Source organism: Lactobacillus sp. VURO6/B1 (VP7) (assembly GCF_058139575.1).
Genome location: NZ_JBVOWJ010000012.1, coordinates 79,055 through 95,491 on the forward strand (window position 1 = coordinate 79,055; position 16,437 = coordinate 95,491).

Sequence of the window (16,437 nt, forward strand, 5' to 3'; positions counted from 1 at the left end):
TTAATTTAATAATATAAGATATATTATACTGCTATTTTCCAGGTAAATATCAAAATAATATATGGCTTTGCGACTACACATAAAAAAGGTCTACAAACTTTTGAAACAAAATTCCAATGTTGTAGTCCCTCTATAATGATTAATACTTAGATTTTATCTGCTCGCCAAGGATCTATACCCTCATATAATTTATCTTTTTCCACCAAATACTGGAAAATGACTCGAAGTGCCATAATCAAAATTATGAATATTCTCCAAAGTTTTCATGTCTACATCACTTATTTCAAAATTCAATTCTGAATTTTGTTTCATATGTTCTGGATTGACAGACTTAGGTAAAACTACGGTATTAAGTTGCCAATCGTAACGAATACAAAGTTGTGCAACTGAAACTTGATATTTTTCTGCCATACTCTTAATAGTATTATTCGTCAGAGCCTCACCGTGAGCAACTGGCGAAAATGACTCCACAACGATGTCATGTTCTTGACAAAAACTAATCAACTTTTTTGGTGTTGCTCCAATATGACACAAAATTTGATTTACCATTGGTTTAACATCACTGTTGTCAAATAAATTCTGCAAATCCTTCGGCTGAAAACTGGAAACACCAATTGCGCGTAATTTTCCTTCTTTCATAGCATCTGTTAATGCTCGCCAAGTCTCTATATTTCCTTCAAAATGACGATCATCTGACTGGTTAACTTCCTTCCAAGGTTGAGGATTGTGAATAATCATCATATCTAAATAGTCAAGATCCATACGAGTGAGGGTTTCATCAATTGACTTTTTAGCTTCTTGATAATTTTTGATTTCAGCCTCTACTTTAGAATTAATAAAGATTCGGTCACGGCTAATACCTGAATCTTTGATACCCTGGCCAACTCCTTTTTCGTTATGATATGCCTGAGCAGTATCAATATGCCTGTAACCCATTTTTAAGGCAGTTTGCACGGGCGAAGCTACCTCGTTATCTGGGATTTTCCAGGTTCCTAATGCTAGTTTAGGGATTTTTACCCCATTATTAAGTGTAAATGTTTCTTCAAAAATCATGTTTATCCCTCCATACTTCTTTTCTTGAGTATAACGCTTAAATTGGACTTTAAGTCAATATATTTCATTTAGATTTTTATAATCTTTTGTTTACAATTATATATATCCAAAAAGGTAAAAAATGAAATATGTTTATCTAATGCGTCACGGACAAACTTTGTTTAATGTCCAACATAAGATCCAGGGATTTTGTGATTCACCTCTAGCTTCTTTAGGAATTAAACGAGCAAAAGAAACGAAAAAAGAATATTTTGAACATGAGAAAGTCAAATTAGAAGAGGCACATTGTTCAACTTCTGAAAGGGCAATAGATACTTTAAAAATAGTGACCGATCTACCTTTTAAAACACACAAAGATTTACGCGAGTGGAATTTCGGTACATACGAAGGAGAAGGTGAACACTTAAATCCGCCACTACCTTATAACGACTTTTTTGTTCAATTTGGTGGTGAATCCCAAAAACAGGTAGTCGCAAGGATCAATAAAACGATTATCAGTATTGCAGAATCATCCCCTTATCAACATATTCTGATTGTATCGCACGCCGGTGCTATTGCAAATTTTTACAGAAAGTGGGAAAAATATAATACTTTTGAACGCAAATATCACTTTAAAAACTGTTCAGTCTTAAAATACGACTATGAAAATGGTGTTTTCCGTTTGCAGTCGATTTTTAACCCCAGCTGTTAAAGCAAAGAGAGATCAATCATTCAGATTGATCTCTCTTATATTATAATTATTAAATTATTCCAAGTTCAATGAACTCTTGTCAAAACCAGCTGACTTAATCTTGTCATCAATTGATGGAGTACCAAGCCAAGTGATCATTTCCTTCATTGAAGCTGTAATTGCTTCTGTACCTGGAAGAAGAAGCTTACGAGGGTCATAACCCTTGTTGTCCTTATCTTCGTCTTTGTGAGCTTCAAAGTACTTACGAGTAGCAGCTTGGAAAGCTAATTGGAATTCAGTGTTAATGTTAACTTTAGAAATTCCAAGATAAATAGCCTTCTTAACTTGGTCTTCAGGAATACCTGAACCACCATGCAATACTAATGGAACAGAAACTGCATCTGCGATTTCCTTCAAACGATCAAAGTTTAAGCCTTTCCAGCCTTCTGGGTAAACACCATGGATATTACCAATACCACAAGCAAGTTTGTCAACACCTGCGGCTACGAATGTCTTTGCGTCTTCGACAGATGCAAGCTCACCGCCGTCAGCACCTTGATTTTCACCAATTTTACCAATTTCAGCCTCAACTGAAATGCCACGTTCATGCGCCAACTTAACGATTTCCTTGGTTTGAGCTAAGTTCTCTTCAGTTGGTAAAGCATGACCATCAAACATAACTGATGAATAACCAAGAGCAATACATTCTTTAGCAGCCTCAAAGCTACCATGATCTAAGTTCAATACAACTGGAACAGAGATGTCCATTGCATCAATTTCGTCTTCAACTAAGTCTTTAGCAACTTTATAGCCACCCATGTACTTAGCAGCACCCATTGACACCTGAATTAAAACTGGGGTTCTTGTTTCCTCAGCCGCTTGCAAAATTGCACGTGTCCATTCCAAGTTGTTAGTGTTATAAGCACCTACTGCATAATGGTTTTTACGAGCATCCTTAAAGATTTGATTACCATTATCTAAATATGCCATTAAATATACCTCCTATTAAACTTACAGTCATATTGTATCGTATTAATTAAACATTGAACAATCTTTTATTTGATGTAAACGTTATTATTTAAAATTTTTACATTTCTTTAGGGGCATTTACGCCCAATAGGCGCAAAGCCTCGGTTAAAACAATTGAGGTTGCTTGAACTAAAGCTAATCGAGCATTAATTTGATCATCATCTACTAAGATTTTGACGTTAGCATAATATTTGTTAAATTTTTTAGCTAAATCAAGGGCATACTTAGCGATTACTGACGGTTCAAAATTTTCACTGCTGCGAGCAATAATGCGCGGAAAATCAGCCAGAGATTTGGCAACATTAAAAGCCCAATCATCATCAATATTTATATCTGAGAGTTGTGGTTCATAGCCTTGAGCAGCTGCCTTGCGTATAACGCTTTGGGCACGAGCATTTGTATACTGCACATATGGACCAGTATCGCCTTCAAACCGAACAACTTCATCAAGGTCAAAGTCAAAGTTTTCGGTTCTTTCATTTTTTAAATCATGAAAAATAACTGCACCAACACCAACGTCATGAGCAACTTGGTCTTTATTGGCCAAATCAGGATTCTTTTGCTCAATTTGCTTTTGTGCCAAGTTAACAGCATCCTGTAAAACCTGATCAAGGAAAACCACGTTCCCTTTTCTAGTAGAAAGCTTTTTACCATTTTGAGTAATCAAGCCAAAAGGAACATGATAAATTTCGTCAGCCCAATCATAACCCATTTTTTTCAAAACAGTTTTTAATTCCACAAAGTGCTGAGCCTGCTCATTACCGACTACGTAAAGCATTTTGACAAAATGATAAGTTTTCATACGATAAATTGCAGCTGCCAAATCACGTGTTAAGTAGATACTCGTACCATCAGATTTAACAATCAAAGCTGGATTTTTATCTTCACCCATGTCAACCACTTGTGCACCGCGAGATTCATGTAAAAGTCCCTTCTCTTTTAGTTCATCAATTACGGGTTGCATTTTATCGTTAAAGAAAGCTTCACCTTTATAAGAATCAAAAGTAACTCCTAATTCTTTGTAAATACGGTTGAAATCAGCTAAAGATACATCACGGAACCATTGCCATAATTTAACTGCTTCCGGATCACCGTCTTCTAGTTTTTTAAACCATGCACGTCCCTCATCATCAAGTTCTGGATGCTTTTCAGCTTCTTTGTGAAACTTGACGTAATATTTAAATAAATTCATGATGGGGTCTTTTTTAACGTCTTCTTCAACGCCCCAGTGCTTGTAGGCCGCTATTAATTTACCAAATTGCGTGCCATAATCACCCAAATAGTTGATTTTAATTGGTGTGTAACCAACTTTTTGCAGTGTCTTGGCAATTGAATTGCCAATTACAGTTGACCTTAAATGACCCATTGACATTGGTTTTGCAATGTTGGGACTGGACATATCAATCGGCACATTTCCCTCTCCCAATTTTTGGTCACCATAATGCTCTTTTTGTTGCAAAATTTCTGCAAGAGTTTGAGAAATTAGCTTGCCGTGATTGATAGAAAAATTAACATAGGGGCCAACAGCTTTAATTGCAGCAAAATCACCGCTTTTTAGTTCGTCTGCAATATTTTGCGCAATAACTACCGGATTTTGATGCAGCACTTTTGCCAATGCAAAGGCTGGAAAAGCATAGTCACCCATTGTTTCATTTTTTGGTCTTTCAATTAATGAATTGATTTGATCTTTGGGAAGGTCAACCTGACTAGCGATTAAGTCAACTACCTTATCTTTAAAATCCATTTTTCCTCCTAAATGCCAAAAAAAGTCTCTTCCTCATTATTTGAAGAAGAGACGAGTTATAACCCGCGGTACCACTCTATTTGATACAAAGTATCCGCTTATTAAATTTGCTAAATTATTAGTTAGACACGCCTTCAGTCATTTTTCCAGCTTGACTTTCACCAACTCAAGCTCGCTTTTCTAGAAAAATGCATACTACTCCTAACCACTATCACTAAAAGATTATAACAGGAAATGAAAGCTTAGCCAAATTTTTTAGTTATTTTTGATAATTACTTTGGTACCTACTGGAATATTTTCAGCCAACCAGCGTGAATCAGGTACGCTTAATCTGATACAGCCATGAGAGGCAGGCTTAACACCTAACTTTTCAGCCTCTTTAATGTTGTATTTGCCATTACTTTTTGTAGGAACCGAATGAAAAAGATAAACATTTTCTTTGTCCCAACTAGTCCAGTTATTAGCACCCTCGTTTAATTCAGGATTATAAAAAGAGTCTCCACGGCTATTTTTAATTTTATAATTTCCTGTTGGTGTTAGTGACTTGCCTTTTTTAAACAAACCAGCACTTGCCAGCATAGTATACACTCGTTTGTTACCCCGCAAGATGTAAATTCGGTTACCCTTGAGGGAAACTCTAATTGTTAAGTCATTTTCAAGATGCTTAATTTTAGGATAGGGCTTTGTCTCACTGGGCTTTTGCCAATTAAAGGGAGAACGTAAATCTTTAGGATCTCGGTACGGTCGATAAGATGCTGCAGTTTTAATAACGACTGTTTTCTTTTCTTCCTTAGTTGAGTTTTTAGTTTCTGGCTGAGACGGCATTGAAATTCGTGCCAGACTAATAGCACATATTAATAGAACACAAAAAGCAGTAAGAACTTTTAAAAGACTTTTCTTCATGTTATAACCTTTCTCCCAACCAAATTTTTAACGTAAAATATCTAATTAGCATATTGCCTCATTAGCTGAGGCAACATTGCACTTATTTCAGTCGGTCGCACTACATAATTATTTTCAGCAATTTTATCGCCTGCCAAAGAATGAATAAAAACTGCAGCCAGAACAGAATCTAAACTATCACCAAATTGAGCTGTAAAGCCTCCTATTATACCAGCCAATGTATCTCCCATTCCACCTGTAGCCATACCGGGATTGCCTATTGGATTTACAAAAATCTGATTAGATTTGGTATAAACATGAGTGTGATTTGATTTTAAAACCAAAATAGCATTTTGGGTAGGAAAAATCTTTTTTAAAGCATCTAAATTCGCACTGTCAGTCTGATATGAAATTCTAATTTGACTCAACCTTTGCCATTCCATCTGATGTGGTGTTATGACCACTAAACCGACCTGAGTTGGAATTAATTTTGCATCCTGACTAATCATGTCCAAAGCACTTGCGTCCAAAATTAATATTTGATTTTGAGAAATATTTTGACATATCGTTGACATTAATTGCAGGGCAAAAGTGCCGGAGCCCAAACCTGGTCCACAAACAATAACATCCATTTTTTTCATTAAATTTACCAAATTCCGGTCACGCCAGTCAATAAACATGACCTCAGGATTACGCGCATGCAGTGCATCCAGGTTTACTGCATGGGTAGCCACAGAAATTAGTCCAGCACCACTATTAAGTGCAGCCTCGGCTGCCATGATAATTGCACCACCATAGTTTTCACTGCCACCTATTAATAAGATCCTGCCGTAATTGCCTTTGTGAGAATTACTTGGCCTTTTTTTAATTACTTTGGTCAAAATATCTTCTGTAATTTCTGCCATATTAGCCTCCAAATAACCAGCGCCAAAACCTTACAAAAATGTTTACTCGATTGGTTGATTCTAAAGCCTGGGCGGACAACATTAGACCATCAGGACTTTGCAATGAAATAATTTTGTTTTTGCCAATCTTGAAGTAATAAGAGTTAATTTTTTGCCCTTTTTCTACCGGAGCTTCAACGATTTTGGATGTTAAACCTACCCGAAATTTAGAACCATTTCGTGGTTTCCAGATTAGTGTTTTATTTTTAATACCAATATTTATCTGCCTGGCTTGTCCATTGTGAACTGCCATATTAGTGTGACCAATAATTATTTCATTACGCTGAAAAACTAGGGGCTCGTATTTTTGATAAACATAGTTGAGCAGTTTAGCTGTTTGAATAAAACGGGCTGGATCAGTGTTAGTAACATGTTTTGCGCCCATGATTACAGTAATGATTCGCCCACCACGATGAGGTGCAGTCGCAATAAAACAAGCACCTGCGGCGTCAGTTGTTCCTGTTTTCAAACCATCGATTTTTAGATTTTTATGGTATTGCGGCATCCCTTTTAGCATCCAGTTAAAATTGCTCATTGGCGTTGCCATATTTTGGTCAATAAAGTCCATCTTAGCAATTCTAGTCGTCTTAAGTACTTCGGGATAATCCTGTATTAATTTCTGCCCTACAATAGCCATATCCTTGGCAGACAACATATTTTCATCATTTTTACCTGCCCCAGGATAAGCATCATTACCAACGCTTTTATTGGGCAAGCCGCAAGTCGTATAAATACGAGCATCTTTGATACCCCATTTTTGCAATTGCTGTCTCATTTGCTTAACAAAGGCAACCTGAGAACCACTAATTGCTTCTGCTAACATCATTGCGGCTCCGTTAGCGGATTCAATTAAGGTTGCTTGATACAATTGTCTAATCGTATACGTGTGTTTCATACGCAAGGGAACGTTTGAATACTCTCTGTTACTGGCAACGGCAAATATTTGCCGAGTAGGTGTAACCTTGGTATTCCAATTGATTTTTTCCTGATCAATCGCCTTTAGGGTTAAATATGCGGTTACCAGTTTTGTCATTGAAGCTATGGGCAATGGCTGATTAATATTTTTGCCGTACAATAATTGCCCAGTCTTACTATCAACTGCTATGGCTGCCTTGGCATCGATAGCTACATTACCTTGATTATAATTATCAGGCAATTTTGCAGCAGCATTTACGTCAACTGGCAGTACCAGTAATAAAAGGCTGATAAAAAATAGAATGGCGGTTTTTGCTTTCTTTTTCAAGTATGAGTCTCCCTTCCCCGATATTTTTTGGATTATTTTACGTTTTATGCTTACATTTTACCAAATTTTTGGTATGATTATTACTGTGCTAAAAATAATAAGCCCCGATGGCGGAATTGGCAGACGCGCAGCGTTCAGGTCGCTGTTTAGGTAACTAAGTGAAAGTTCGAATCTTTTTCGGGGCATCACGTTAAGAATAAGTAAGAGCTGATCCATTATGGATCTAGCTCTTTTTCTTTTCTCTAAAATAATAGATGTTTTTCTAAATATTTATTTAATTCCGCTTATTCAATTATTTTGCTATTTTTCCTTACTTCTAGTGTATTATTCAAGCTTACTAATTGACAGTGACAATGGTTTCCTAACAGCCACAGCCAATTTAACTAAAACTGAGCAAAAGTTGATAGCTTATATTAGTGTTAAAAATTACTATACTTATTAACAGGATCAATAGTATCTCGCAGAAATTTTGTTACGCCTCTTAATTTTGCTAAAGAATTATATTTAATTGCATATTATTTTTAAAAACATGTTTTCAATTGTACTTAAATGATTTTTTTGTATTAAAATTATAGTAAAAGGAGGTATTATCATGCAAAAACGTTTAACAAAATCTGAGGATAAGATTGTCTCCGGTGTCTTTGGCGGAGTCGCAGAATACTTTGGCTGGGATAAAGCGTGGACCAGAATTGGAGGCGGAGCCTTAATATTGTTTTCATTCTTTACAGGATTGCTTTTATATATTATTGCTGCAATTGTTATGCCTGAAAAGGATCACGGTAATGACACTCCTGACGGGGAATTTCATAAGTACTAAATTTTTAAATTTATTTGTCTTACTCAAAAATTCAAGTTTAATTCTAGTGCGATTACATGAAAAATTAGACCTGAATTTATTTTTATGCAATTTGACCTTTTTTGAATTAAATAATATGATTTATACAACAATTTACTTAAAGAAAGGTTAATATATTATGAGCTTAGACGTTAATATACTCCCATCAGATTACATTGACTTATCTATTGGGGATTTTCGTTCTGGAATAAACAAAAAAATAATTGACAAACTTGTAAAACGAGTTGAAAAAGAAGGCAACGGATACACTCCAGGTATGGGTCTGCCAAAACTCAGAAAAGAAATTGTGACATATTACAAAGAAAAATATGGCATAAAAGATATTGATGTAGATAACATCCAAATCACAGTGTCATGCTTACATGGTGCATTTTTATCCTTAAAGTCAATCATCAAATCTCAAAGTGATGAAATTATAGTTATTGCTCCCTTCTTCCCTTCGTATTTAAATTTAATTGCAGGAGTAGGAGCAAAGCCAGTGATTGTCGAATCAGAGGCTCCAGATTTTGCATTACCGAAAGACCAGATCAAAAACGCAGTAACTCAAAATACCAAAGCTATTATCATTAACTATCCTAATAATCCTACTGGTGCCACTATATCAAAAACAGACCGTAACTTCTTGAACAAACTTTGTGAGGAAAACAATATTTTTGTAGTTGATGATCATGTTTATAGCGACTATCCGAGCACCTACAAGTATCAACCAATCTCAACTGACATTTCTCATCAAATATTAGTCAGCAGTTTTTCTAAGACTTTTGCTATCCCCGGAATACGTCTAGGCTATGTGATTGCACCAGCCGATATTATTGAGCGGGATGGTTATTATAATGAAGGAATCACTTTCAGTGCCCCAACTATTAGTCAATTCATTGGTGAAATAATTTTAAAAGAACCAGAGAAATATACCCATCATATTGAAGAGATTGGACAAAGAGGTAAAAAACTAACTAATTTTCTTTCTACAAGTAAATATTTTGCTTCCTCAAAGTATCTGGGAGGCTTATATATATTTATTAAAATTCCTGATGAAATCAAAGATGTTGATTTGTACTATAAACTCTTAGAAGACCACTTTCATGTAATTGTTGCCAAGGGTAGTGATTTGGAGTATTCCGATAGATACTTTAGAATTTCCTTATCTACCGAAAAAAATGCTTTATTTGAAGGTATGCATAAGATTATTGACTGTGTAGACTATACTTTGAATTATAAATAATTGCATTCTTAAAAAGATTAAGTCAATAAATTAAATATTATATTTCAGTTTAAATTAATAAACTCTTTGCTTATAGCGTTTTAGTTCAATTAGCGAAGAGTTTTTTATTTAACTTTTAAAAGCTAAAAGCTATTATAAGTTCATTAATAAAATTGTTCCAAATATATTTAGCCCAAAGAAAAAACTTGATACCGTTTTTACTACGGTACCAAGTTTTAAATTACCTTTTCACTTATGCATGAATATGCAATTTTTCTAAGATAGGAATAATTTTATCTCCCAAAATTTTCTGTGCCAGATCAGACTTAATTGCCGCAAATCCGTAAAATACGCAGCCCACTAAAATGGATATAACTACAATGATTAATGACTGCAAACTACTTGCAGGGTTCAGGAAAAGCTCAAGTCCTTTTTCTACTGCCAAAACGATTAAAAACATGATTACAGAAAATGCGGTAATTCCGATAAAACGCCTTCTTGTTCGATCTTGGTTAAAATTATAGCCGACTTTAAGGTGTTTTAAAGCCATAAAGATAATGACAAGCATCCCTAAATTAGTTGCAATCAATGGTCCAAAAATCTTAAACAAATAAATCATTGGATATTGCATCAAAATTTTTATAATCAAGCCTAATATTAAATACTTTATCGCAAGACCATTTTCTGATAATCCCTGCAAAATCGCCATCAATACAGTGAATAAACCCAAGCTAATTGCTGTAAATGATGATAGATATAATACATTTGCACCCAGCTTATCATAACCATAGAAAATTGTATAAACTGGTGTAGAAATTGCTGCCATACCAAAAGAAGCAGGAATCATGACGAATAGAAATAAATCTAAAGTGTTGCCTATTTGATTTGAAATCGCGTGAAAGTCATGCTTCGTGTGTGCTGCAGACAACAAAGGAATTGTTGTCACTGCCATTGCACTGGCAAGAGACACGATAATCATTATCAACTTATTGGCATTAAGGGCAAATAACGCATACCAAGTCTCAATTGTATTATTAGATGCATTGATTAAGCTAGCAATCATGGGATGAAAAGAATATTGATCCACCAGATAAAAAAGCTGGATACCAGCATCAATAATAATAAACGGAATTGCCTGAGCAATAATTTCTGCAAAAAGAGCAGAGGTTGAAACTTGGATTTCATTATTAGAGTTTTCAACTAATTCATTAAGCTTCTCACGTCGCGAAAGCAAAAACCAGGCTAGAACGGCAATTCCGAAAATTGCTCCGATTGCAGCAGCTAAATTTGACTGCACAACAGCATCAACAAAGTTGCCATGTTGCACCTGCATAATTACATAAGCAGTTAATAACATCCAAATAACCCGCGCCAGCTGTTCCACAAACTGAGACATGGCCGATGGCATCATATCTTCATAGCCCTGGAAATATCCCCGCATGATGCTTAACACAGGAATAATCAAGATAGCGTATGACAGACTACGCATGACTTTTACCTGTCTGGGATCAATCTGCGAACCATTAGATGCCAGAAAAGGCGAAGCAAAGTACATTATTGCAGCTGATATGATACCCAAAATTACCATCAAAATCAGACCACGATAAAAAAGCTTACGTCCTACACCATATTCATTAAGTGCATTGTATTTGGCTACCTGCTTAGCAACAGCACCCGGAATTCCTGCCGTAGATATTAAAATAAAAATACTATAGATATTATAACTTCTAGCAGTTAATGCATTGGCAATATTACCGTAAGGTGACATCCAATAAAACCATGGAATAATATAGAGTGCCCCTAAAATACGTGACGTAATAGAGCCAAAGGTCATCCACGCACTGCCCTTAATGAAGGTATTTTGTGTATTTTGTTCAGTTAAATTATTTTCTCTCATTAATATTCCCTAAATCTAGTTTTCTAACTATATTATTGTGAATGAAAAAAGGCAATTAACAACAAATATACTTTGCACTTTAGGAAAAATTAACTTTATTTGGCTACAATATTAACAATCTTATTTGGCACGACGATGACCTTCTTAATATCTTTGCCTTTTAAAAATTTTTGTACGTGAAGTAAAGCCAGGGCTTGCTTTTGAATTTCAGCTTTATCTAAATCAACAGCTGCTGTGAAATTTCCGCGTAGTTTGCCATTAACCTGTACCATAATTTCAACTGTTGACTCAACTAATTTAGCCGGATCATAGGTTGGCCATTTGGCAAAGGTCACAGATTCATTATGACCAAATATCTGCCAGATTTCTTCCATCATGTGTGGAGCAATCGGCGCTAAAAGCGTGATAAAACCTTCCGCATATTTCCTTGGAATAGTTTTAGCTTTCTGTGCGGCATTAACAAAGACCATTAATTGAGAAATCGCGGTATTAAAGTGTAAATCATCAAAATCTTCCGTTACCTTTTTAACAGTTTCATTATAAACTTTTTCTAAAGTACCATCGTTGTCCTCCACGATATTTTCTTGAGGAATAGCTTTAAGATCTAAATCGTTGACAAATAAGCGCCAAACCCTATCCAAGAACTTCTTGGTTGAAGCGGGACCATTATCATCCCAGTCAATAGAAGCATCAAGAGGTCCCATGAACATTTCGTACATTCTCAGACTGTCTGCACCATACTCATCGATCACGTCATCCGGGTTAACTACATTGCCTTTTGACTTAGACATTTTATCATGGTCTTTCAGAATTAATCCCTGATTGAATAATCTTTGGAATGGCTCTTCATTTGGAACAACTCCCAAATCATATAAAACCATATTCCAAAATCTAGCATAAAGCAGGTGTCGTACAGCATGCTCTGCACCACCGATATAAAGATCAACCGGCATCCACTTCTTGAGCAATTCGTAATCGGCTAATTTATTATCATTGCGCGGATCAACAAAGCGCAGGAAGTACCATGAAGAACCCGCCCAGTTAGGCATAGTATTAGTTTCACGTTTACCCTTACGGCCATTTTTATCAACTACATTAACCCAGTCTTTTAAGTTTACTAAGGGGCTTTCTGGTGTGCCTGACGGCTTAATATCGGTTGCGTGTGGTAAAACCAGTGGCAATTCATCTTCAGGAACTAAAGTAGTTTCCCCATCTTCCCAATGAATTACTGGAATTGGCTCGCCCCAATAGCGCTGACGACTAAATTCCCAGTCGCGTAATTTGTAATTGACCTTTTTTTCTCCAGCATGGTGTTCAGTAAGCCAGGCAACAATTTTCTCTTTAGCATCTGCAATATTAAGGCCGTTTAGAAACTCTGATTCAATGTGTGGACCATCACCGGTAAATGCTTCCTGAGCAATATCTCCACCTTTAATAACAGCCTTAATAGGCAAATTGAATTTCCGAGCGAACTCATAATCACGTGTATCGTGGGCAGGAACTGCCATGACCGCACCAGTACCATAACTGCCAAGTACATAGTCAGCAATCCAGATAGGAATTTCTTTATTATTCACAGGATTAATTGCATATGCACCAGTAAAAACGCCAGTCTTAGTTTTATTTAAATCTGTTCTTTCAAGGTCGGACTTAGATTCAATTTGTTTAATATAGGCATTGACTTCATCTTTATGACCATCAGTCATAATTTTTTTGACTAATTTGTTTTCAGGAGCTAACACAGCATAAGTTGCGCCAAATAATGTGTCCGGACGTGTACTAAAGACATCAAATGTTTCATTAGAATTTTTGACCTTAAAAGTAATTTGGGCACCTACTGAACGACCAATCCAGTTACGTTGCATTTCCTTAATGTTTTCTGGCCAGTCAAGATTATCTAGGCCTGCAAGAAGACGGTCAGCATATTTGGTAATTCTTAACATCCATTGCTTCATGTTACGACGATATATTGGGTAACCACCACGTTCAGTCTTACCATCAACAATATCTTCGTTAGCAACAACTGTACCTAAATCGGGTGACCAGTTAACCGGTGCTTCTGCTTCATAAGCCAAGCCATTTTTATACATTTGCTCAAAAGTCCATTGCGTCCACTTGTAATATTTTGGATCACAAGTTGCCAATTCTCTGTTCCAGTCGTATGAGAATCCTAGAGTATTGAGCTGTCTTTTAAAATTAGCAATATTTTCAGTAGTAACAACAGCCGGATCTTGTCCCGTTTGAAGAGCATATTGTTCAGTAGGAAGACCAAAAGCATCCCAACCCATTGGGTGAAGGACGTTATAGCCTTGACTGCGCTTCATTCGTGCGACAATATCGGTTGCTGTGTAACCTTCTGGGTGTCCTACATGCAGTCCTTTACCGGATGGAAAAGGAAACATATCTAAAACATAATAATTTTTCTTTTTCGGGTCATTACCGGTTTTAAATGTTTGATTTTTTTCCCAGTAATCCTGCCATTTTTTTTCGACAACTTTGTGATTGTACATATTTTTTACCTCATAAAAAAAGTCCTATGAAATATTTTTTCATAGGACGAATAATCGCGGTACCACCTAAGTTCCGCACCAAAAGTGCGACACTCATGCCCCTTAACGCGGATAGCAAACGTTAGATTTGTTCCAGGCTCAGTTCACAACCTATTTTTCAAGTCTTGCACCTTCCGACTCTTCTCTATAGAAAAACAAAATTGCTACTAGTTCCTGATCTTTATTTTTTGACCAATAATGATTATAATTTACCACAATGAATAAAAAAAACAAGGGGAGAAAGTTTTTGAACAAAACAATTCAGACAAAAAGAGACACAATAGTACCTGCTACAATCTTTTTGATTGCTTATGCAGCGTGGGCAATTTTAGTTGCTTCCGAAAACCAGTTTATCCAAAAATTTGATCAAACTGTCATAAATATTATTTGCAATAACAATCCTGCCACAATCAAGTTTGCAACTACATTTACTAATTTAGGTAATACTAACGTAATTATGCTCGAAACGATCATCTTGGTAATTGTTTTGGCGTTTTGCAGAAAATTTGCTTATGCATTTTTTACTGCTGGAACAATGATTGCGGCTAACGGATACAACTGGATCATCAAACACGCAATAGCTCGTCACAGACCGCTTACCCAACACCTTGTGGCAGCTCACGGTTATAGTTTTCCATCAGGACATTCAGTTGGCAGTGCCACATTATTTGGGATTTTGATTGTTTTAACAATTTTATTAATTAAAAATAAAGCTATAAAAACTGTATTATGCATCATTTGGGCCTGTTTTCCAATACTAATTGGTTATACAAGGATTTTCAACCACGTTCACTACCCTTCTGATGTGGTTGGTGGTTTTTTAGAAGGAATTGCATTTCTTTTGATTGGTTATTCTTTCTTATACCACTATTATTTAGAAAATCAAAGAGCACAAAAAAATATTTATTAAGTAAAAAAGATTCATTGCTTTGAAAATAAGCTTGAATCCTTTTTTATGTCAAAATTACTCTAATCTAGTGCTAGTCGTTCAATGATGCTTTTATATGCAGGGTACTGTTTTAATAAATCTGCCTTTTTAAGCATCTCAAAGTCATGGTAATCAAATCCTGGTGAAACAACACAACTTACTAAACAAAAACTATTTGGTTTAGTAACTTCTGATGCAAAAATGGTGTGTTTGGGAACTTTGAATTGCATACATTCTCCAGCCGAAACATTTTTGCCTAACTTAACAGCAGTATATTTACCATCTGGAAAAATACAATGAATAGTAATTGTTTCTCCATCGTGGTAATACCACATTTCATCATGGTTCAGTCGGTGAAAGTGAGAACAGCTGGTATCATCAAGCAAAAAGTAAATGGAAGTGTAATAAAAACGATTTCCTTTGCTATCCTTATCATAAAATTCTTCGTCACTAGTATAAACTTGTCTAAACCAGCCGCCTTCTTGGTGAGGTTCAAGATTTAAACTTTTGATATAGTCGTTTCTTTGCATTTTTTCTCCTTAATAAATTTTGAATAATTAAATTCCTTTAATATAAATTTAGCTCACTTTGTCTCTATTGTCAGCTGAATTTTTTGTAGGCAAACAACATCTACCAAAACTAATATTGCACATACCTTATATTGGTATGACACTATTATTCAAAATCAGTTGTGAAGGAAGTCAAAAACTAAAAATGATATGATTCCAGAATTCAAGAAACATATCATTTTTTATTTAGTTAATTTTGAACTAAATAAATTTGCCTCATTTTGCTCTTAAAATCACTCGGCAAATCCAGTCCTTTAATCAAATAATTATCAAAATCGCCAAAATTTTGTTTAATGGCAGAAAAATACCGTTCCAAATATGACTTTTGAACTGTTAAAGCAACAGCAACATCTTTCAATTGTGAACTTGTTAATTGGTCTCTTAGGTAGTCCAAAATTTCCTGATTTTCCTGCTTGCGCGCTTCAATAGTTTTTAGATAATCGGCAAAGATTTGATCGTCACTTACTCCCAGGCTTTTCAAAATTAAAGCTGCTGCCACTCCTGTGTGATCTTTACCCGCAAAGCAATGAAATGCTGTCGGAACAGGATCATCTATGAGCGCCATTAAAAATTGGTGATAGCCATTTTGAGCAGATTTTTGTAAAGCCAGTTCTTCATAGGTGGTAAGCATATCTTCTTCAGCCTGATTATTACCGGAAACAATTTCATCAACACTGGCTTGATTAACTTGCGCATCTTTTAACACATCAATTACAACGTAATCTAATCCGGACCACAAATAATCTGGAAATTGTTTTCTTTCTTCCTCACCCCTAAAATCAAAAACCCTCTTAATTTGAAGTGCTCCATAATAGTTAGACATTAATCTGACTATTAGGAGCACTTTTTTCATGACTAAATATTCAACTACT

14 protein-coding genes, 1 tRNA gene and 1 other annotated feature are annotated in these 16,437 nt (G+C 35.6%); of the genes, 5 read left to right on the plus strand and 10 right to left on the minus strand.

The genetic code is table 11. The features are described from left to right. Positions 1–189: 189 nt before the first annotated feature. The gene (locus ACZ2M0_RS07955; RefSeq protein WP_490059087.1) at positions 190–1,053 is read right to left on the minus strand and encodes an aldo/keto reductase; all 864 of its coding nucleotides are present in this window, start codon (positions 1,051–1,053) and stop codon (positions 190–192) included. A gap of 121 nt (positions 1,054–1,174) precedes the next feature. On the opposite strand from ACZ2M0_RS07955, the gene ACZ2M0_RS07960 reads away from it, so the two are divergent. Then, positions 1,175–1,744 (plus strand): histidine phosphatase family protein, encoded by a 570-nt coding sequence (locus ACZ2M0_RS07960; RefSeq protein ID WP_490059088.1) that lies wholly within the window; start codon positions 1,175–1,177, stop codon positions 1,742–1,744. Positions 1,745–1,798: 54 nt separating this feature from the next. Here ACZ2M0_RS07960 and fba read toward each other — a convergent pair whose 3' ends face one another. The 5 genes from fba to ACZ2M0_RS07985 form a co-directional block, all read right to left on the minus strand. After that, the gene (gene fba / locus ACZ2M0_RS07965; RefSeq protein WP_490059089.1) at positions 1,799–2,713 is read right to left on the minus strand and encodes a class II fructose-1,6-bisphosphate aldolase; all 915 of its coding nucleotides are present in this window, start codon (positions 2,711–2,713) and stop codon (positions 1,799–1,801) included. 97 nt (positions 2,714–2,810) lie between these two features. After that, positions 2,811–4,496, minus strand: a complete 1,686-nt coding sequence (gene argS, locus ACZ2M0_RS07970) for an arginine--tRNA ligase (protein WP_490059090.1) — start codon at positions 4,494–4,496, stop codon at positions 2,811–2,813. Between the two features lie 255 nt (positions 4,497–4,751). After that, complete coding sequence (locus ACZ2M0_RS07975) at positions 4,752–5,399, minus strand: L,D-transpeptidase (protein ID WP_490059091.1); 648 nt, start codon at positions 5,397–5,399, stop codon at positions 4,752–4,754. A gap of 41 nt (positions 5,400–5,440) precedes the next feature. After that, the gene (locus tag ACZ2M0_RS07980) at positions 5,441–6,283 is read right to left on the minus strand and encodes an NAD(P)H-hydrate dehydratase (protein ID WP_490059092.1); all 843 of its coding nucleotides are present in this window, start codon (positions 6,281–6,283) and stop codon (positions 5,441–5,443) included. Between the two features lies 1 nt (position 6,284). Continuing rightward, on the minus strand, positions 6,285–7,565 hold the full coding sequence (locus tag ACZ2M0_RS07985) for a serine hydrolase (RefSeq protein WP_490059093.1): 1,281 nt from the start codon (positions 7,563–7,565) through the stop codon (positions 6,285–6,287). Positions 7,566–7,666: 101 nt separating this feature from the next. Here ACZ2M0_RS07985 and ACZ2M0_RS07990 point away from each other — a divergent pair. The 3 genes from ACZ2M0_RS07990 (at position 7,667) to ACZ2M0_RS08000 (ending at position 9,643) form a co-directional block, all read left to right on the plus strand. Then, a tRNA-Leu gene (locus tag ACZ2M0_RS07990) sits at positions 7,667–7,750 on the plus strand. A 407-nt stretch (positions 7,751–8,157) separates the two neighbouring features. Then, on the plus strand, positions 8,158–8,382 hold the full coding sequence (locus ACZ2M0_RS07995) for a PspC domain-containing protein (protein ID WP_045928355.1): 225 nt from the start codon (positions 8,158–8,160) through the stop codon (positions 8,380–8,382). Positions 8,383–8,539: 157 nt separating this feature from the next. Continuing rightward, positions 8,540–9,643, plus strand: a complete 1,104-nt coding sequence (locus tag ACZ2M0_RS08000; protein WP_490059094.1) for a pyridoxal phosphate-dependent aminotransferase — start codon at positions 8,540–8,542, stop codon at positions 9,641–9,643. Positions 9,644–9,875: 232 nt separating this feature from the next. On the opposite strand, the gene ACZ2M0_RS08005 is transcribed toward ACZ2M0_RS08000, so the two are convergent. Both ACZ2M0_RS08005 and leuS read right to left on the minus strand, forming a co-directional pair. Continuing rightward, positions 9,876–11,519 (minus strand): putative polysaccharide biosynthesis protein, encoded by a 1,644-nt coding sequence (locus ACZ2M0_RS08005; RefSeq protein ID WP_490059095.1) that lies wholly within the window; start codon positions 11,517–11,519, stop codon positions 9,876–9,878. A 95-nt stretch (positions 11,520–11,614) separates the two neighbouring features. Further along, the gene (gene leuS, locus ACZ2M0_RS08010) at positions 11,615–14,029 is read right to left on the minus strand and encodes a leucine--tRNA ligase (RefSeq protein ID WP_490059096.1); all 2,415 of its coding nucleotides are present in this window, start codon (positions 14,027–14,029) and stop codon (positions 11,615–11,617) included. 39 nt (positions 14,030–14,068) lie between these two features. Then, positions 14,069–14,259, minus strand: a binding site (T-box leader). Between the two features lie 26 nt (positions 14,260–14,285). Here leuS and ACZ2M0_RS08015 point away from each other — a divergent pair. Next, a complete protein-coding gene (locus ACZ2M0_RS08015; RefSeq protein WP_490059097.1) occupies positions 14,286–14,978 on the plus strand; it encodes a phosphatase PAP2 family protein in 693 nt (230 codons plus the stop codon). A gap of 59 nt (positions 14,979–15,037) precedes the next feature. Here the strand turns inward: ACZ2M0_RS08015 and ACZ2M0_RS08020 are convergent, their stop codons facing one another. Together ACZ2M0_RS08020 and ACZ2M0_RS08025 are read right to left on the minus strand one after the other, a co-directional pair. Next, complete coding sequence (locus ACZ2M0_RS08020) at positions 15,038–15,526, minus strand: cupin domain-containing protein (protein WP_187155031.1); 489 nt, start codon at positions 15,524–15,526, stop codon at positions 15,038–15,040. A 229-nt stretch (positions 15,527–15,755) separates the two neighbouring features. After that, on the minus strand, positions 15,756–16,437 hold a 682-nt coding region (locus ACZ2M0_RS08025; RefSeq protein WP_490059098.1), incomplete at its 5' end, for a tyrosine-protein phosphatase.

Bases quoted from the DNA above. Each gene is read 5' to 3' on its own strand.
- argS (WP_490059090.1), bottom strand. From the start codon at position 4,496: ATGGATTTTAAAGATAAGGTAGTTGACTTAATCGCTAGTCAGGTTGAC.
- ACZ2M0_RS08000 (WP_490059094.1), top strand. From the start codon at position 8,540: ATGAGCTTAGACGTTAATATACTCCCATCAGATTACATTGACTTATCT.
- fba (WP_490059089.1), bottom strand. From the start codon at position 2,713: ATGGCATATTTAGATAATGGTAATCAAATCTTTAAGGATGCTCGTAAA.
- ACZ2M0_RS08020 (WP_187155031.1), bottom strand. From the start codon at position 15,526: ATGCAAAGAAACGACTATATCAAAAGTTTAAATCTTGAACCTCACCAA.
- ACZ2M0_RS07955 (WP_490059087.1), bottom strand. From the start codon at position 1,053: ATGATTTTTGAAGAAACATTTACACTTAATAATGGGGTAAAAATCCCT.
- leuS (WP_490059096.1), bottom strand. From the start codon at position 14,029: ATGTACAATCACAAAGTTGTCGAAAAAAAATGGCAGGATTACTGGGAA.
- ACZ2M0_RS07975 (WP_490059091.1), bottom strand. From the start codon at position 5,399: ATGAAGAAAAGTCTTTTAAAAGTTCTTACTGCTTTTTGTGTTCTATTA.
- ACZ2M0_RS07980 (WP_490059092.1), bottom strand. From the start codon at position 6,283: ATGGCAGAAATTACAGAAGATATTTTGACCAAAGTAATTAAAAAAAGG.
- ACZ2M0_RS08015 (WP_490059097.1), top strand. From the start codon at position 14,286: ATGAATAAAAAAAACAAGGGGAGAAAGTTTTTGAACAAAACAATTCAG.
- ACZ2M0_RS07995 (WP_045928355.1), top strand. From the start codon at position 8,158: ATGCAAAAACGTTTAACAAAATCTGAGGATAAGATTGTCTCCGGTGTC.
- ACZ2M0_RS07960 (WP_490059088.1), top strand. From the start codon at position 1,175: ATGAAATATGTTTATCTAATGCGTCACGGACAAACTTTGTTTAATGTC.
- ACZ2M0_RS08005 (WP_490059095.1), bottom strand. From the start codon at position 11,519: ATGAGAGAAAATAATTTAACTGAACAAAATACACAAAATACCTTCATT.